This is a genomic window from Paenibacillus sp. FSL W8-0919, assembly GCF_038003785.1.
In the GTDB taxonomy this organism is placed as follows: domain Bacteria; phylum Bacillota; class Bacilli; order Paenibacillales; family Paenibacillaceae; genus Paenibacillus_AQ; species Paenibacillus_AQ lactis.
In genome coordinates, this window is record NZ_JBBOPV010000001.1 from 1,865,056 (window position 1) to 1,882,112 (window position 17,057).

Below are 17,057 nucleotides of genomic sequence, written 5' to 3' on the forward strand. Positions count from 1 at the left end.
TATGAAAACCATTAAAATCGGCATTATCGGTGCCGGACGAATCGGCAAAATCCATGCGGATCATCTGCTGCACATGCCGGGCGCGGAAATTGCCGCCATCAGCGATCTATACGCCGGAGGCGAGCTGCGTGACTGGGCCGCGGAGCGGGGCATTCCCTTGGTTACGAACAACAGTACCGAGATCATGGAGCATCCGGACATCGATGCCGTATTCATCTGCTCCTCGACGGATACACATGTCCCGCTGATCAAGCAGGCTGCGGCGAGCGGCAAGCATATTTTTTGCGAGAAGCCGGTCAGCATGAGCGTAGAGCAAACCCGCGAGGCGCTCGCGGCCGCGGAGGCTGCCGGCGTGAGTCTGCAGATTGGCTTCAACCGCCGGTTCGACCATAATTTCAGCCGGGTCCGCGAGATTGTGTCCGAAGGAAAAATCGGGGAGCCGCATTTGATCAAGATTACCTCCCGCGATCCGAATCCGCCGCATCCGGATTATATTAAGGTGTCCGGCGGGCTGTTTATGGATATGGCGATTCATGATTTTGACATTGCCCGTTTTCTTTCGGGCAGTGAAGTGGTCGAAGTGTACGCCCAGGGGGCGGTGCTGGTAGATCCTGCGATCGGCGAACAGGGCGATATTGATACGGCCGTTACGACGCTGCGGTTTGCAAGCGGGGCGCTCGGCGTCATCGACAACAGTCGCAAGGCGGTTTACGGCTATGATCAGCGGGTCGAGGTATTCGGCTCCGGCGGCAGCGTTTCAGCCGACAACGATTACCCGAGTACCGCTGTCGTCAGCGGCCCGGAGGGCGTCACCCGCGACAAGCCGTTGTACTTCTTCCTGGAGCGGTATAAAGAAGCCTACATCAACGAAACCCGTCAGTTTATTGAGAGTCTGCAAAAAGGTACACCCGTGCCCGTCAGCGGCTATGACGGCCTGCAGGCGGAGCTGATTGCCTTGGCGGCTAAGCGCTCGCTGGAGCAAGGCCGCCCGGTGAAGCTGGCCGAGCTAAGCAGCGGCATTTCCACGATAAGCTAAGCCTGAAGAGGATGTATCGGAGCGGCACTAGGCCTGCGCCTGCGGGATGAACACCGATCCTATGACATGAGTGTCCGCTCAGGCTCGCTCCATTCATCAATTGCAAAAAAGGATATTTTAGAGGAGGGGAAGAATCATGCCGAACCTAATTGTGCCTTCTACGGCTCCGGACGGGGACGGATGTGTGCTGTCCATAACGCCGGAAAGCGCAGGCTGGGAATATGTAGGCTTTGAGGTATACCGTTTAAGCGAAGGACAGACGCTTAGCCGGGGGACGGGAGATAAGGAAGCGGCTCTTGTTCTGCTGTCCGGCCGTGCCGACGTGAAGACTGGAGGAGAGCGCTGGGACAACATTGGCCAGCGGATGAGCATGTTTGAAAAGACGCCGCCCTATACGGTTTATGTTCCTTCGCAGGAACAGTACGAAGTCACGGCGCTTACCGAGCTGGAGCTGGCGGTCTGTCTTGCCCCGGGGCAAGGCAACCATCAGGCGCGGCTGATCGCGCCGGAGGACGTCGGCGTCGAAAACCGCGGCAGTGGAAGCATGTCGCGCCTGGTGCATAACATTCTACCGGAGCAAAAGCCTGCGGACAGCCTGCTGGTGGTCGAGGTATTTACGGCAGGAGGAAACTGGTCCAGCTATCCGCCGCACAAGCATGACCGGGATGAGCTGCCGGAGGAATCCCGGCTGGAGGAAACCTACTACTTCCGGGTGCAGCCGGAGCAGGGCTTTGCCGTTCAGCGGGTCTACAACGACGATCGTTCGCTGGACGAGACGATGGCGGTCAAGGACGGCCAGGCGGTTATGGTGCCCGAGGGCTATCATCCAGTTTCGGCGCCTCCCGGATATGACGTGTACTACCTGAACGTCATGGCAGGGCCGAAGCGGATCTGGAAGTTCCGCAACGATCCCGATCATGACTGGCTAATGAAATAGGGGGCAGATGATGGTCTGTTTTTCCCGTCAGCCGCTCCTCGGTTATGTGTTGTCAAAAGGATGGCTGCTGCAACGAGGATAGTGGAGTCCATGCTTGTACGATAAGCATCGTGAAATACATTTTAACTTATTGTTTTATGAGACTGGTCCGCATCAATGGGATCGACGCTAAAATGGCCTTGCGCGAAGCGGGCCGGGAGCGCATAATGATTTAAATGCCAAAATTAAACAAATGGAGCACAAGGGATGATCAAAGCGACTATTTATGACGTTGCGCGCGAAGCCGGCGTCTCCATTGCGACCGTCTCTCATGTCATTAACGGCAAGGGCAAGATCAGCCGCCAACGGCGTGAAGAGATTTTGAATATCATGAAGCGCTTGAATTACCGGCCTAATGCGATTGCCTCCGCCCTCGCCAGCAAAAGAACCTATACTCTCGGCCTGCTCGTTCCCGATATCTCCAACCCGTTTTTTGCCGAGATTGCTCGCGCCGTTGAGGACCGCGGACATCAGCTTGGGTACAGCGTCATCATCTGCAGCACGGACAACAATGAAGAAAAGGTAAAACGCTATGTCAGTCTGCTGAAGCAGAAGCAAGTGGATGGCGTCATTATCGGCACGGGTGTATCCCACGGGGAGCTGCTTAAGCCGCTGCAGGAGCATTCGCTGGCGATCACGCTCATCGCCCGGGACCATTCGGAGCTTGGGGCGAGCTGCGTTCGGGTTCATGATCTCGACGGCGGGCGTCTGGCTGCCGAGCATTTGCTTCGCCTCGGCCACCGCAGGCTGGCGGTGCTTGCGGAGAATGAGCGGGTGACGAGCAGCGGTGAGCGGGTAAGAGGGTTCGTTGAGACCGCAGCCTTGCACGGCGTGGAACTGCCTCCGGATCATATTGCAGTCTGCGATCACAAGATTGAGGATGGATACCGGAGAGCTAAGACTATGCTGCAGCTGGCGGAGCAACCGACGGGGCTGTTCTGCTGTAACGACCTGCTGGCGATCGGGGCTCTTCAGGCGATTCGCGAGCTCGGGCTGCGCGTGCCGGAGGATTGCTCGGTCGTCAGCTTTGACGATACGATCCTGGCGCGTGTCACTGATCCGCCGCTCACCGTGATCGCCCAGCCGATCGAGGAGATGGGCCGTCTGGCGGTCGACCTGGTGGTACAGGATCTGTCCGGACAGAGCGATCCTGCCCGGCGAATGGTGCTTCCTCCGGAGCTGGTCGTCCGCGGCTCAACAGCGCGGCTATCATAGAAACTTTTTAATAATCTAAAGTAGCCTTCCAATGCACGTTCCTCATACCAGCTTGTCATCGTTGTAGACGATGCATGAATGGGGATTACCCACGTATTACAGGGTTCTTGGGGCGCTGATCTGCTTGACTCTACGCCTCGACAGGTGAGGCCTTCCCGCAAAGCTTGCGTAAAAGTAGAGCTGCAGGAAGGCTTTTTTTGCGTGGGCTGGTAGGGGCTTTGAAGCAAATACCGGATCGGTGTAACACGTGACCAGGTTATTCGGGTACCCTCGAAATTCACAGTGTGTGGTGGTCGGCGTCATGCCTCATGCTAATATTCCTCTTGTTTAAGAACATTCTTCGGCCGGCGGCGGATCTGTTCCTTGAACAGCGGCTCGACGTTTGGTTCGACGATCCACCCGAAACCGCGTTTGATCCATGGCGAGGACAGCACCCAGGTCAAGATGACGCCGAGAAGAATCAGCAGCAGTTTACCTCCCGTCGACTGGAAGGTGGTCTCGAGCCACCCGTTATACTGCATTGTTTTAATGATAAATCCGTGCAGCAGAAAAACGTACATGGTATAAAGTCCCCGTTCCGAATAGGGCTGCCTCGTCTCCGGAATGATGGAAAGGAAGCATAGACCCATCAGGGCTGTGAAGGCATAGGTCAGTATTCGGTAAAGCCCAGCGTACCAAGAATCCAAACCAAATTCCAGATATGGCATCGCGCCGTAGAACCAGCTGGCGTTTGTTTGCAGAATGGGTGACAGGCCATACAGAAAGGCAAATCCGCCGGTGAGGATGACAATGGACAGCAGCTGAAATGATCGGGTTTTGAAGGCGCTGAGCCACTCCCTTTTGAAATAATATCCGATGAGAAAAAAAGGCAGGAAATACAGCGTGCGCGAAATGCTCGCGTAATAATCCACATCGATCGAGTATCCGAGCAGGACCGATAACGCGATGCAGATGATCAGCGGATATTTGAGCATCAGCAGGTACGGCAGGAGCATTTTCCACAGCATCATGCTGAATAGAAACCACAGAATCCAGTAGGGGTAAAAATAGGTGAAGTCGAGCCGGTCCAGTCCCTGCATGTAATAATCAAACAAGGTGTACAGCGTCTCGAAAATGAAGTACGGCACGACCAATCCCGACAGCAAGCTGATGTAGTATTTGGGGTATTGGATGCGTTTGGAGAAATAACCGGCCGTGAAAATAAACAGCGGCATGTGAAACGAGTAAATGAACTGATAGACCGTTCCCATCCAGCGCTCGCCGTTAAACGGCTCAATGAGGTGCCCCACGACCACCAACAGGATCAGTATGAATTTGAGGTTATCGAAATAGACGTCTCTCTCTTTCATCTGGCAACCAGCTCCTTTGGGTTTGACGTTCCAATGAAGTTTCGTTTTAGTATATCGGATGGCAGTGAGGCTTTCCATGGTTGAAGTTGGAAGGGTGCTTGGATTTTACTGTACGGATTTGATCTCAAGCTGTTTGTACTAAGCTGCGAAGGTATGGTTAAAAGATAGGTAATAATCGCTTGACGGCGACAAGTGGATATTGTCTGGCCAAGAGGGGTTAAGCTCGGAGCAGGTATCTGAAATACCGGGTTCCTCCCTTGGCCGGTTCATCTTCTTCTGAAAGGTGCTTCGTCGGCCGCCGATTGTTCTATCTTCATCTGGAATTTCTTCTGTTTTGCAGGGGGTCCATGTTACCGTCTTAATAACCAATTTGTTGGTTGTTGTAAACATTGTATGGGGAGGGGGAAGAGATGTTGGAGATTGTGGCGAAAGTTTGGGGGACTGAGGGGCTCTTAAGTAAAAGATTATCCATGAAGGTCTAAAAATCGATAATGATCGAAGGAGATGCCGGATCATGGTACAATGACATCAATCGGGAGATTCACGGGATTGGAGAAGATAGAATGAACATTCGCAAAGCGATTATACCCGCAGCTGGACTCGGCACGCGTTTCCTGCCGGCAACGAAGGCAATGCCGAAAGAGATGCTCCCCATTGTGGATAAACCGACCATTCAATATATTATTGAGGAAGCGGTCGCTTCCGGTATCGAGGACATTATTATCGTAACCGGTAAAGGCAAGAGGGCGATCGAGGACCATTTCGATTCCTCCTTTGAACTCGAGCATAACTTGGCGGAAAAGGGGAAATGGGGCCTTCTGGAGGAAGTAAGGAAGCCATCGAATATGGCGGATATCCACTATATCCGGCAGAAAGAGCCTAAGGGCCTGGGGCATGCAATATGGTGTGCTCGGAAATTCATAGGGGACGAGCCGTTTGCGGTGCTGCTCGGTGACGATATTGTGGAGTCGGAAGTGCCGTGCCTGAAACAAATGATGAAGGTTTACGATACATATCAATCGGCAATCGTAGGTGTACAGACTGTTGATTGGGGGGAAGTAGATCGGTACGGCATTGTGGATGGTGAACGGGTGAGTGATCGGATCTATAAGACTACCCAGCTGGTGGAGAAGCCCTCGAGAGATGAGGCGCCTTCTAATCTAGCGATTATGGGGAGATATATTCTGCCGCCGGATATTTTCGATCTGCTTGAAGGGCAGAAGGAAGGGAAGAATGGCGAGATTCAGCTAACAGATGCGCTGTACTCTCTTTCTCAGCGGCATCCGATTTACGCATTCCATTTTGAAGGCCTCCGGCATGATGTAGGGGACAAGCTTGGTTTTATTGAGACGGGTATTCACTATGCACTGCGGCGTGAGGATTTACGAGAAGATTTGCTAGCTTACATGAGTAAAATAATGGAGAAAGTAAGATAGTCTCTATATGCAAAAGAAAAAGCGGGTACGTTTCGGTAGATGAATAGGATCTACCGAAAACGTGCCCGCTATTTGATTTAGAATTGAAGCTCCGCCAATTGCTTGATGTTTTGCTCCGCATTCGGATCAACCTGCTTTAACTTCTCAAGCAGAGCTTCGTCGCTCTGACCTTGCTTCTGAAGTGCAGCGAGGTACCATCTCACAATCTCTTGAGCAGATGGCTGTGACAGATCGTCCTGAATGCCGAGTTTGAGCGCATTAACTGCCTGCTCCGGCTGATTCATCATGTAATGTATCTTGCCTGCATGGAGGATCATTTCCGGACTATTTTCAAAAGGATTCCCTTGGAGCTGACCTTCCGGCAGCGTCTTCAGGTGCTGAATACCTTCCTGTACTTTGGCGAAAGCATCGGTTGCGTGCTTAAAGTACTCATCTTTTTTAGCGTGGTCGCCTGTTCCGAGAGCTTTCATGCCAAGCTCGTAACCTTGCAGGATGATATCCTGGTACCATTCAATGTCCCAATTGAATTTAGGCGCGTTCTGAATCAAGACATCATATGCTTGCTCCGGCTGTTGTTTCATTTCATATGTCTTTATCAAGCTGCGAAGCATTGCTTTGTTGTGAGGCTCATCTTTCAGTGCTTTATTCAATAAACTAACAGATGCGTTATAGAAGTCTTCGTTCTGATTCTGCTGATATACAGCCTGATAAAGTGAGGCTAACAGCAACACGGAATCTGGGTGACTTGGACGAATGCTTAGGTCCTTGTCGATCGGTGCTTTAATCTCCTCATATGATGTGCTGACCTGGACAACTCTGCGAGCTTCCATTGCTGCATCGGCTGCTTGCACATAACGAATCGACGTAATGAAGACAAGAATGGCTCCGAGACCGACAACTACACTATAAACACCTCTGGCCGTTGAATCTTTTACCTTCCACTTGGCGAGCGTTTTATGTTCCATGACTGCGGCCATACCGCCGAGCCCCAGGAATACGAGAATCCCCATGAACACGTAACTCATGTTAAAGTCCAAAATACTGTGCATCAGAATGGAAAGTACGATAATGAGATACAGGAAGTGGCTGTTTCGATCCTCCTCGGTCCCCTTCATGTAACCGCGAATATATTTATAGAAAATATACAAGATAAATGCCATGAAAATCACAAAGCCGAGAATACCAACCTCAACGAGATACTGCAGGAAGAAGTTGTGAGCCTGACGGCTCGTATACGGGTTGTTCTGGTATTGCTCATAAAGTGAGGCCCAGGCACCCCCGCCTGCACCGATAATCGGATAGTCCGCAAGAACCTTCATCGCATCTTTATAGAAAGTGAAACGCTCGAGAACACTATGCTGATTAAAGTTGATGTTTTCCAAGCGGACGCTAATGTTTTGCGGCAAAATATTTTTGAGACCCGTCCCAATAAACAGGAAGATCAAGAGTCCGCCGATCACCGTAGATCCGATCGGAATCCATAGGCTTGAGCCTTTTTTAGAGGACCATTTCCCCAGAATCTTGTCCAGTTTCGGAGCGACAAAACTCTGAATTGCCCACCCGATCAGCCCCACGACTGCCGATGTACTAATCAGGATTCCCCATGCCTTTAATGCTCCGCTGCCGCTAAACGTTTCATTCAACTGCAGTCCCAGCTCTGTCACGGATTTAGTGATTAAGAGGGATGCTATGCCGGAAATGCCGCAATACAGGATCCATAGCAGCTGCTGGGCTGGCTTCAGGAACAAGAGCAGCAGAACAAATATAACCGGCAGCATCACTAATCCACCACGGGAGAGCGTCAAAAGCAGCGACACAATGATCGGTACCAGCATGAAGCTGTGGAACGCTTTGCCGTACCATTTTCGTGAAGCCGTAATGCAGAATACAGCTGCAAATAGGAATGCCATCAAAAAGGCAGCGTATGTATTGGCATACTGGAACACGGAAGTAAGACGCAAACCATTGGAATCTGTCATGACGGCATGAGTGTATGTACCGTTGAGCACTGTGTTGGAGAACCATTTTGCGATGGCACCGGCTGTCTTGCCCTGGCCGAACCAGTGTAGGAAGCCAAAACCAACAATGAGGTAGGCGACCGTCATGATGGTATTCTGGATGATTCGATTCCCCAACTTGTCACGAAGCGTATATAACCCAATGACAAACATCGTCGCGTAAATACAGTTGATGATCACCATGTTCATCGCAAGAACCTGGGATGCTGCACTGAGTAACGATATTAAGTATGTCAGAGGCAGTAGAATTACGCCAACGGCTAACCAGTCACGTTGATCTTTTAATTGAATGCTCTTGAAAGAATGAGCGATCCATAGGAACAGCAATAGGCAGGATAGAATCGATGCCCAAAAAATAGGTTTTTCAAAACTCATCTCTTGTCCGTTAAATAATGCCGTTTGGAATGGCGTCCATGCCAGAAAAAGGATGATCCCTACTACTAACACCCAAAATAAAGCCGATTTTGTCTCTCTCTTCCTCGACTCAGCGGCTTTTTTGCCGTATACTGGTTTCGACAACGTAATTAGCTCCTTTTCTTGTAGATACGACAATATTTTAGCATATGAAAAAGAGAGGAGCTACATTTCTCAGGATATACTTGATACACATATTATTAATTTTTTAAATGAATCGGCGTATTACGATAAGATTAACACCTGTGGAGGATTTTTAATGTTTGGTAACTTGACAAAGTACGGATTCCTTTTATCTCAATTGGTAGAAAGAGATTTTAAGACTAAATACAGACGTTCAGTTCTTGGTATATTATGGAGTCTATTAAACCCTCTTTTAACAATGGTAGTGCAATACTTAGTATTTTCAACCTTGTTTCGATTTGATATTCCAAACTATGCGGTGTATTTGCTAAGTGGTATTGTATTTTTTAACTTTATGGCTGAGGCAACTTCACAAGCTATGACCAGTATAGTACAGAATGCTACTCTAATTAATAAGGTATATGTCCCTAAGTATATCTATCCCTTTTCGCGTGTTCTATCATGTGGAGTGAATTTTTTATTGTCATTGCTCGCTTTATATATTGTTATTTTATCAACAGGTCTAAGTGTAACTTTTCATCATATTGCTATTATCTTTGGGGTACTATGTATATTTGTATTTATATGTGGTCTATCACTTATACTTGCTTCAATGATGGTTTTCTTCAGAGACACTCAGTTTTTATATAGCATAGGCCTAACTATATGGACATACGTTACTCCGATTTTTTATCCAGAAAGTATTCTCCCATCTTACATGATGGATGTAATGGAATTTAATCCAATGTATCATTTCATAAGGTTTGTTAGAGTCATAATACTAAATGGAGGTTTCCCTGATTTACTAGCTTGGTTATATTGTGGTGTATTTGCTGTGTTACCTTTTGTTTTTGGTGTAATTGTATTTAAGCGGACTCAAAATAAATTTATTCTTCATTTATAAAAGAGAGGGCTAAGCTTGATTAAAGTAAATAATGTATCTATGAAATTCCGGATGGCAAATGATCGTATCTCAAGTCTAAAGGAATTTGTAGTCAAAAAAATTGCTGGGAAACTTGAATACAATGATTTTATAGCTTTAGAGAACGTCTCTTTTTCGATTGAAAAAGGTGAAGTTGTGGGGATTATTGGGAGCAACGGGGCTGGGAAAAGTACTTTACTGAAAATAATTTCGGGAATTTTGACACCAACTTCTGGATCTGTTCAAGTCGAAGGGACTATTGCGCCAATGCTTGAACTAGGTGCTGGTTTTGATATGGACCTAACAGCTAGCGAGAATGTTTTTTTGAATGGGGCAGTTCTAGGTTATTCCAAACAATATCTAATCGAACGATATGATGAAATTGTGAATTTTTCCGAACTGCAAGACTTCATGGATACACCTATCCGTAACTTTTCTTCAGGTATGATAATGCGGCTGGCTTTTTCAATAGCAACACTTGTCAATCCGGATATTCTTATAGTCGATGAAATACTTTCAGTAGGAGATGTCAATTTCCAGAAAAAGAGCGCAAAGAGAATGCGGGAACTTATGAGCGGAGGAACTACAGTTATTTTGGTTTCGCATAGCATCGACCAGATACGCTCTATGTGCTCAAAGGTAGTTTGGCTGGATCATGGCAACGTCCAAATGGTAGGGGAGACTCATGATGTATGTAATTCTTATTTAAAATTTACAAGACAAGAGATATTACATGAAGATAAGTCAAGTATCCTAATAGGGTCAGACAATGTTAAGTCGATGAAATGGAAAGAGAAATTATTCTCACCTACTCTTATTGAAAAAATGGGAGAAGAGTATTTTATTGTGGATTGCTGGCATCATCGGGTTATCTACAATCACAACTTGCAGGATCCCATTGGATGTTGGAAATCTTTATCCGATAATTTAGGGGACCCGCATACAATATCAAGCGACGGCTCCTTATTTTTAATAGAAGATACTTTAGGAGATGAAGTTCGAGTCTTCCGACGTAATGATGATGAATTTATACCGACACAAATCATTGAACGGATAGGACAACGTCCAAATAGGATTATTTATGATGTAGAAAAGGAAAGGTTCTATGGAATTTCTGCAATGTCTCAGCATATTTTTGTCCTTAAAAAAGAGGGGCTTGATATTGTTACTGAGAAAGTGATAAGACTAGGATATTTGTTAGACAATTCATATATTCGTTCCATACGGATAATTGACGGAGAACTCTACTTTGTGTCGGGCCCTGGAAAGATAATTGTGGCTAATTATATGAATTCATCTTTTGATTTTATCCGAGCTTATGAAGTTCCATTTGAGCTAAGAGGGATGAACGATATTATCAAAGTAGGTTCGTATTTCTATATAACTGTTTACCAAAATGGAAGAGGGGACATAGCCCCTAAAATTGTAAGAATAAAAAATTTGAAAGATCTAGCAAATTGTGAGTACGAGGATATTGGTGATGATTTGGGTATAAAAGGAGTTCCTTATAGTTTTTCTTTTTTCGATGGAAGAGTCTTTTTAACGGAAATAGATTCTTATTCGAGGATAATATCATTTCAATTGATTAAGGATAAAATAACAGATATTCAAGTTCATTATGACTCGGGTGAACCGGACGAGGTATCTATACAGCGCCGAATGAAGGGCTAGTCTCATTATTATGTAAGGAATGATTAGGGGGGCTTTGCTTTGGCAGAAATCAACATGAAGTATTACTACAATGAGGAAAATTATTCAGACGGTTATGAGATAGAGAATGAAATATTAGAAATTGTTCGTAATCAACAACATCATTATCTAGAAAAATTAGATAATGTAAGTTGGCCTTTATTCTATCACCTATCCCCACTTCGCCATAACATTTTGAACTGGTATCCTTTTAAAGAGCAGTGTTCAATTCTAGAAGTTGGTTCAGGATGTGGCGCTTTAACAGGTCTGCTATGCGAGAAAGCTAACTACGTAGCATCTGTAGAGTTAACCCAAAAAAGAGCAACAATCAATTTTGAGAGACACAAGTCCAAAGATAATTTAGAGATATTCGTAGGTAATATAAAAAACATGCAATTCAATAGGAAATTTGATTACGTTATTGTTAATGGTGTTTTAGAGTATGCAGGTGGATTTATTGATGGGGATAAGCCGTATGAGAGATTCCTAACTCAACTAACCCCATTCCTTGCCGATGATGGAGAACTTTTGCTTGCGATTGAGAACAGGTTAGGAATGAAATATTTTTCCGGAGCAAAAGAAGATCATGTTGGGGAGTTGTTTGTAGGTTTAGATGGTTACCCACACAATTCAAAAGTTAGAACTTTTTCGAAGACTGAACTCTCATCATTGTTGGATGCATGCGACCTTGTCGTAGAGAAGTTCTATTATCCTTACCCAGATTACAAATTTCCGGAAGTAATATACTCAGAGCAAGGATTTGATAAAGTTCCAATCTCTTACGATGTACATAGTTATGATACGGACAGATTTATGTTTTTTGACGAAATAGAAATGCAAAACGCGTTGATAAGAGAAAATATAGGTGGGAATTTTGCAAATTCTTTCTTGATTGTTGCACATAAAAATGATTTTCTACCTATAACTAAAGATCAGGATATACAATACGTTAAGATTAATGCAAACAGAGACAATGCGTATAAGATATGCACCGTTGTTTATAGTGATGGTGGGGACTTAAAAGTTAAGAAGCAAGCACTTACTAAAGAAGCAGTTAGCCATCTTGAAAGAATGAATAGTAACTATCAATTATCTCGGACTTCTAATAGTAAAATCGATCTATTGCCCATAAAACTGAATGGAAAAGAGTTGCTATATGATTATATAAATTTACCTACAGTCGAGAAAATTTTATTGGAGAAATCAAGGAATAAAGATGAGGATGGTTTTTTAGCTATTCTTTCTGAATTTTTTAACGTCCTTGCTTCATATGGACTTCAACGTAATTATTATACGGGGGAGTTTCATGAAATCTTTGGGCCGATAAAGTGTAACGAGGACTTGGAGTTTACTTCATATAGTAATATAGATACTTTGTTTGATAATATTTTTTATGATTACCACAAAATGGTTGTTTTTGACTATGAATGGTATATGGGTTGCCACTTGCCTGTCAAATTTATTTTCTGGCGTGCGGTTAAGGAGTTTTACCATAGGCATAAAACTGTTAACAACCACGTTTTAGAGGATAGAATTCATCACTTATTTGGAATAACAGATGAGATGGTGGGGGTGTTCTATCAATGGGAAGGTTATTTTTCTGCAAATTACGTCAAAATGTTTGATAAGTCTATTATACAGAAAAAGACAAATTACCTAACTAATGTTCAGGATGTTTTTGATGATGATTATTGTGTAGCCAACCTATATATAGACACAGGTAATGGATTTAATGACCATGAAAAAATCCAAATTGGCTATATGAAAAGTTCAGAACTAATAACCTTGGAATTTGATTTAACTAATTCTTCCATACGAAACTTGCGATTCGATCCTATAGAGGGAGAATATTGTATTTGTAGAATTGACCATGCTGAAATAGATGGTGAGGAGTGTGTATTTTCAGCATATAACTCTTTCTCTTTTAGTAGTGATGAAGATGTGTTTTTAACTGAAGATCCAATTTATTTAATACAAGGGAATTATAAATTGTGTAATGTTTTGAAAATCACATTCTCTATGGAAACACTTGACAAAGAAAAGCTTGTTACTTACCTTACGGCAGCAATTGAATATGAAACAGCAGAAAAAGATGCTATTAAGTCTGAAAGTTTAATGATCAGTCAAAAAAATGAAGAACTCGTAAATATAAAGGTCAAATATGAGAACAAGATCAAAGAACTTGAGATGAGTCAGCGAGATTTAATGTCTGACTTGGATAATTTGACTTTGGATTTGAAAAATTTACAATCTGATTACGAAATCTTAACCTCTGATTCTAAAAATTTACAATCTAATTATGAAAATTTAGCTATTGAATTGAACAAATCACAATGCGAAATATCAACACTTACAGAAGAGAGAAAAGAACTTCTACATCAAATGGAAATACTCGCTCAAGAATATAGCGGACTAATTAATTCTAAAACATGGAGATTCACTAAGCCTATAAGAATTGTGCTGGATTTTTCAAAAAATAAAAAACAGCAAATCATAAATTTTAGTAGAGAAAGCCTTAAACTGTTGGGGAAGACTAAACAAAACATTAAAACAATTGGTTGGAGAAAAACAATGAAAAAGATACTGACTAAAGGCCCAGAGTGCATTGATAATGTAGTAGAGTCTGGGAAAATTGCCGAATTAGCACAATCCAGCGATATATGGCAAAAAATAGATTCTTGGATAGATGAAACGCCCCATACCTTTATTGATATTTTTCATGTTCCTATGGGATGGAATACACCGTTATTTCAACGGTTTCAACACTTGTCCTTACAGGCGGGGAATGTGGGGGGGATTTCCTTCTATGGTGCTCACCCTTTAGTAGATAAAGATATTGAGGTCTGCAAGTTTATTACTCCTACCCTATGCTTAGTGAATCTTGATAATTACCAAGTAAAGAGAAGGTTATTTGAGATTTTAGATCGGAAATCTGGTCTGAAAATTATTCGCTTACAATCTATTGATTTGGCTACGACAATTGACGAGTTAAAGTCATTCTTAAATAAAGGGTATAATATCCTGTATGAGTATATAGATGAAATAACTCCACAAATAACAGGAAACATACCTAAGTTTGTCTTGGATAGACATGAGTATGTTCTCACAAATGAAGAAATTTCAGTGGTTGCAACATCTGATAAATTATTCGATCAAGTGAAACTCTATCGTACCAGGAATATGGAAATGATAACCAATGGTGTGGATTACGATCATTGGCGTATCGACCGTAATAAAATTGACTGTCCTGAAGATATAACAAGTATAGTAAATAGTGGAAAAATTATAATTGGATATCATGGAGCACTTGCGCAATGGATCGACTATGAATTGCTGAAAAAAATAGCTGCAGATGAAAGATATATTCTGTTACTTATTGGTTATGAACATGATGAATCCCTTAGAGATAGCGGCCTTTTAGGTTATAGAAATGTGCATTTTATAGGTTCAAAACCATACGTTGAATTAAGCCGTTATGCTGCATTTTATGACATTGCTATTTTGCCTTTTATTGTAAATGATATAACGGAATCTGTCTCGCCAGTGAAAATCTTTGAGTATATGGCCTTACAAAAGCCAATTGTTACTTATTCTCTACGAGAGTGTTTGAAATATAAATCTTGTCTAATAGCAAATACTGAACAGGAATTTATTGACCAAATTAACAAAGCGTTAGAACTGCGTTTTGATACATCGTTTGGCCAACTGTTGATGAAAGAAGCTTTAGAAAATACATGGCAATCAATTACTCGAAAGACAATTAATTTGGTAAGGGAAAACTCCTCAATATCTGTTGCTATTAATGAAGCGGTTGATGGCGGAGCTGTGGATCCCTATGTTACAGAATATATCCCACAGAATTATGTTCAGAATTCAAAATTTTACCAAACTATAAAGAAGATTTTCTGGAGTCTACCACTCGTATCTCCAAGCACAAAAGGGAAATTTTTATTCTGGACGAAAAAGACATTCAAACCGTCCTTGTTACTTTATCCTAATGATAATCATGATAGTGTCAATGAATTGAATACTTCTTCTGTGCACGAAGTAGCGCCTTTGCCGGAGAACAATACAGAACAAATAAAATATATTCATCAGATTCTAAGAATTCCTGACAAAGACCTTTCGGATTACGTTCCAATTACTGAAACCCCATTCAAACGCCAAAAGGGTGATAATAAAATCATTGCATATTATCTGACGCAATTTCATCCAGACCCACATAATGAAAAATGGTGGGGAAGAGGAGTTACAGAATGGAACAATGTCTGTAGGGCTGTACCACAGTTTGTGGGGCACTATCAGCCACGTTTGCCTGGAGAGCTTGGTTTTTATGATCTCCGATTGAGAGAGAATATGGCTCGGCAGATAGAACTTGCGCAAATGTATGGTGTTTACGGTTTCTCTTTCTATTATTATTGGTTTGACGGAGAGCGACTGCTCGAGAAACCGATTGAGATGTTCCTGTCAGATAAAAGTTTGGACTTTCCTTTTTCTTTATGCTGGGCAAATGAGAATTGGACAAAGCGCTTTGATGGTACAAATTCAGGAATATTAATGGAACAACCTAAGAGTGTGGAAAGTTATAAGAATGTCATCAAAGATATTATTCGGTTTCTACGAGATGAACGATATATAGAAGTTCAAGGCAAAAAAATGATTACAATCTATAGACCCTCGTTAATGCCAGAACCGGAGATGGTTCTAGAATATTGGAGAGATTACTGTCGCGAACAAGGGGTAGGAGAATTATATATCATTGCAGTAAAAGAGAACATGGTTAATTTAGATTTACTTGGGCTGGGCTACGATGCAATCTCGGAGTTTCACCCTGGGACAGTTTATACCAACTGCAAGAACATTACTCACGAAATAGAGTACATCCGAGATGATTTCGCTGGGGAAGTATTTGATTATGAAGACTTGGTAATGAATCAACGTTATTTTAAATATGACCTACCTAAACTATATCGCGCGGTTATGCCGATGTGGGACAATACTGCACGTCGAAATAACAAAGGGATGATTTTTCAGGGAGCGTCACCAGCTTTATATAAGCAGTGGCTAGCAGATGTAATAAGAGAAGCCAAAAACCGTTCAGATCTAGATGATCAACTGGTATTTATTAATGCATGGAATGAGTGGGGAGAAGGCGCTTATTTAGAACCCGATAAGAGATATGGTTATGCTTATTTGCAGGCTACAAAGGAAGCGGTTGAAGAGTCTAGATAGGTAGCAATTGTACTGTATAGTTTTTTCCTGCGCCAAGTAATAGAGACTTAACCCTCTAGAGAAGGGGCTATTCGGGGCAAATGAATTTAAGCAAGGCAGGATGAACATCGCAGTTTTAGCAAGATGTGATAAATGTCTTCTCCGGCATCGGGATTCTAGCCCGTTGGATGAAGAGATGTATCGAAAACAGCATGTCGATTTGAAGAGAAGATGAAATCCTGTGAAAAAGATAGTCGATCATTTTATTCAAAGTGAAAAACAATCAAATTTCAGTTCATCTTCGAGCACTGTTTTAAATTCCGGATTCTTTAGATGTAACAGGCGTTACTTGTATATGATGAAGGCTGCTACTATACTATTTAAAGATAAATGTCTATGGGATTTATGGAGAGTCACCATCAAAAAAACGTCTCTCTCATAAACATATAGGATCTAAAGTGAGGGGGAAGTATCGATCTACAAAAAGCCGAAATCGATACTTCCCTGTGATTATGTCCATCAACCGGAGGATGCATAGCGGGCGTATCGAACTTCGTGATAGTAACAGAATTAAGTGTGCTGTTTTATCTGAGTGTTTTTCAAGAAGTGAATGTGTTGGAAGGATAAAGTTTTAAAATTGATAATACAGGGCAGCATCGGATGGAATC

9 protein-coding genes are annotated in these 17,057 nt (G+C 43.2%); 7 read left to right on the forward strand and 2 right to left on the reverse strand.

The window, feature by feature from the left end:
• Position 1: 1 nt before the first annotated feature.
• The 3 genes from iolG to NST44_RS08010 all read left to right on the forward strand — a co-directional run bounded on the left by iolG (position 2) and on the right by NST44_RS08010 (position 3,227).
• Complete coding sequence (iolG, locus tag NST44_RS08000) at positions 2-1,036, forward strand: inositol 2-dehydrogenase (RefSeq protein ID WP_340898751.1); 1,035 nt, start codon at positions 2-4, stop codon at positions 1,034-1,036.
• A 136-nt stretch (positions 1,037-1,172) separates the two neighbouring features.
• Complete coding sequence (gene iolB, locus NST44_RS08005; RefSeq protein ID WP_213615841.1) at positions 1,173-1,973, forward strand: 5-deoxy-glucuronate isomerase; 801 nt, start codon at positions 1,173-1,175, stop codon at positions 1,971-1,973.
• 246 nt (positions 1,974-2,219) lie between these two features.
• Positions 2,220-3,227, forward strand: coding sequence for a LacI family DNA-binding transcriptional regulator (locus NST44_RS08010; protein WP_340898753.1), 1,008 nt, complete (start codon positions 2,220-2,222; stop codon positions 3,225-3,227).
• A 311-nt stretch (positions 3,228-3,538) separates the two neighbouring features.
• Here NST44_RS08010 and NST44_RS08015 read toward each other — a convergent pair whose 3' ends face one another.
• Complete coding sequence (locus NST44_RS08015; RefSeq protein ID WP_144868702.1) at positions 3,539-4,576, reverse strand: acyltransferase family protein; 1,038 nt, start codon at positions 4,574-4,576, stop codon at positions 3,539-3,541.
• A gap of 563 nt (positions 4,577-5,139) precedes the next feature.
• Here NST44_RS08015 and galU point away from each other — a divergent pair.
• Entirely contained in the window at positions 5,140-6,012 is an 873-nt protein-coding gene (gene galU / locus NST44_RS08020; RefSeq protein ID WP_340898756.1) for a UTP--glucose-1-phosphate uridylyltransferase GalU, read from the forward strand.
• Between the two features lie 77 nt (positions 6,013-6,089).
• Here the strand turns inward: galU and NST44_RS08025 are convergent, their stop codons facing one another.
• The gene (locus NST44_RS08025; protein ID WP_340898759.1) at positions 6,090-8,549 is read right to left on the reverse strand and encodes an O-antigen ligase family protein; all 2,460 of its coding nucleotides are present in this window, start codon (positions 8,547-8,549) and stop codon (positions 6,090-6,092) included.
• A gap of 154 nt (positions 8,550-8,703) precedes the next feature.
• Between NST44_RS08025 and NST44_RS08030 the strand changes: the two genes are divergently transcribed.
• From NST44_RS08030 to NST44_RS08040, 3 genes are read left to right on the forward strand one after another with little or no spacing between them, the layout of a single operon-like run.
• The gene (locus NST44_RS08030) at positions 8,704-9,471 is read left to right on the forward strand and encodes an ABC transporter permease (RefSeq protein WP_007132235.1); all 768 of its coding nucleotides are present in this window, start codon (positions 8,704-8,706) and stop codon (positions 9,469-9,471) included.
• A 15-nt stretch (positions 9,472-9,486) separates the two neighbouring features.
• Positions 9,487-11,160, forward strand: coding sequence for an ABC transporter ATP-binding protein (locus NST44_RS08035; protein ID WP_007132234.1), 1,674 nt, complete (start codon positions 9,487-9,489; stop codon positions 11,158-11,160).
• Between the two features lie 39 nt (positions 11,161-11,199).
• On the forward strand, positions 11,200-16,410 hold the full coding sequence (locus tag NST44_RS08040; RefSeq protein WP_007132233.1) for a glycoside hydrolase family 99-like domain-containing protein: 5,211 nt from the start codon (positions 11,200-11,202) through the stop codon (positions 16,408-16,410).
• Positions 16,411-17,057 lie beyond the last annotated feature (647 nt).

Excerpts from the sequence above, each read along its gene's own strand:
- NST44_RS08010 (WP_340898753.1), top strand. The coding sequence starts at position 2,220 with ATGATCAAAGCGACTATTTATGACGTTGCGCGCGAAGCCGGCGTCTCC.
- galU (WP_340898756.1), top strand. The coding sequence starts at position 5,140 with ATGAACATTCGCAAAGCGATTATACCCGCAGCTGGACTCGGCACGCGT.
- NST44_RS08030 (WP_007132235.1), top strand. The coding sequence starts at position 8,704 with ATGTTTGGTAACTTGACAAAGTACGGATTCCTTTTATCTCAATTGGTA.
- iolB (WP_213615841.1), top strand. The coding sequence starts at position 1,173 with ATGCCGAACCTAATTGTGCCTTCTACGGCTCCGGACGGGGACGGATGT.
- NST44_RS08015 (WP_144868702.1), bottom strand. The coding sequence starts at position 4,576 with ATGAAAGAGAGAGACGTCTATTTCGATAACCTCAAATTCATACTGATC.
- iolG (WP_340898751.1), top strand. The coding sequence starts at position 2 with ATGAAAACCATTAAAATCGGCATTATCGGTGCCGGACGAATCGGCAAA.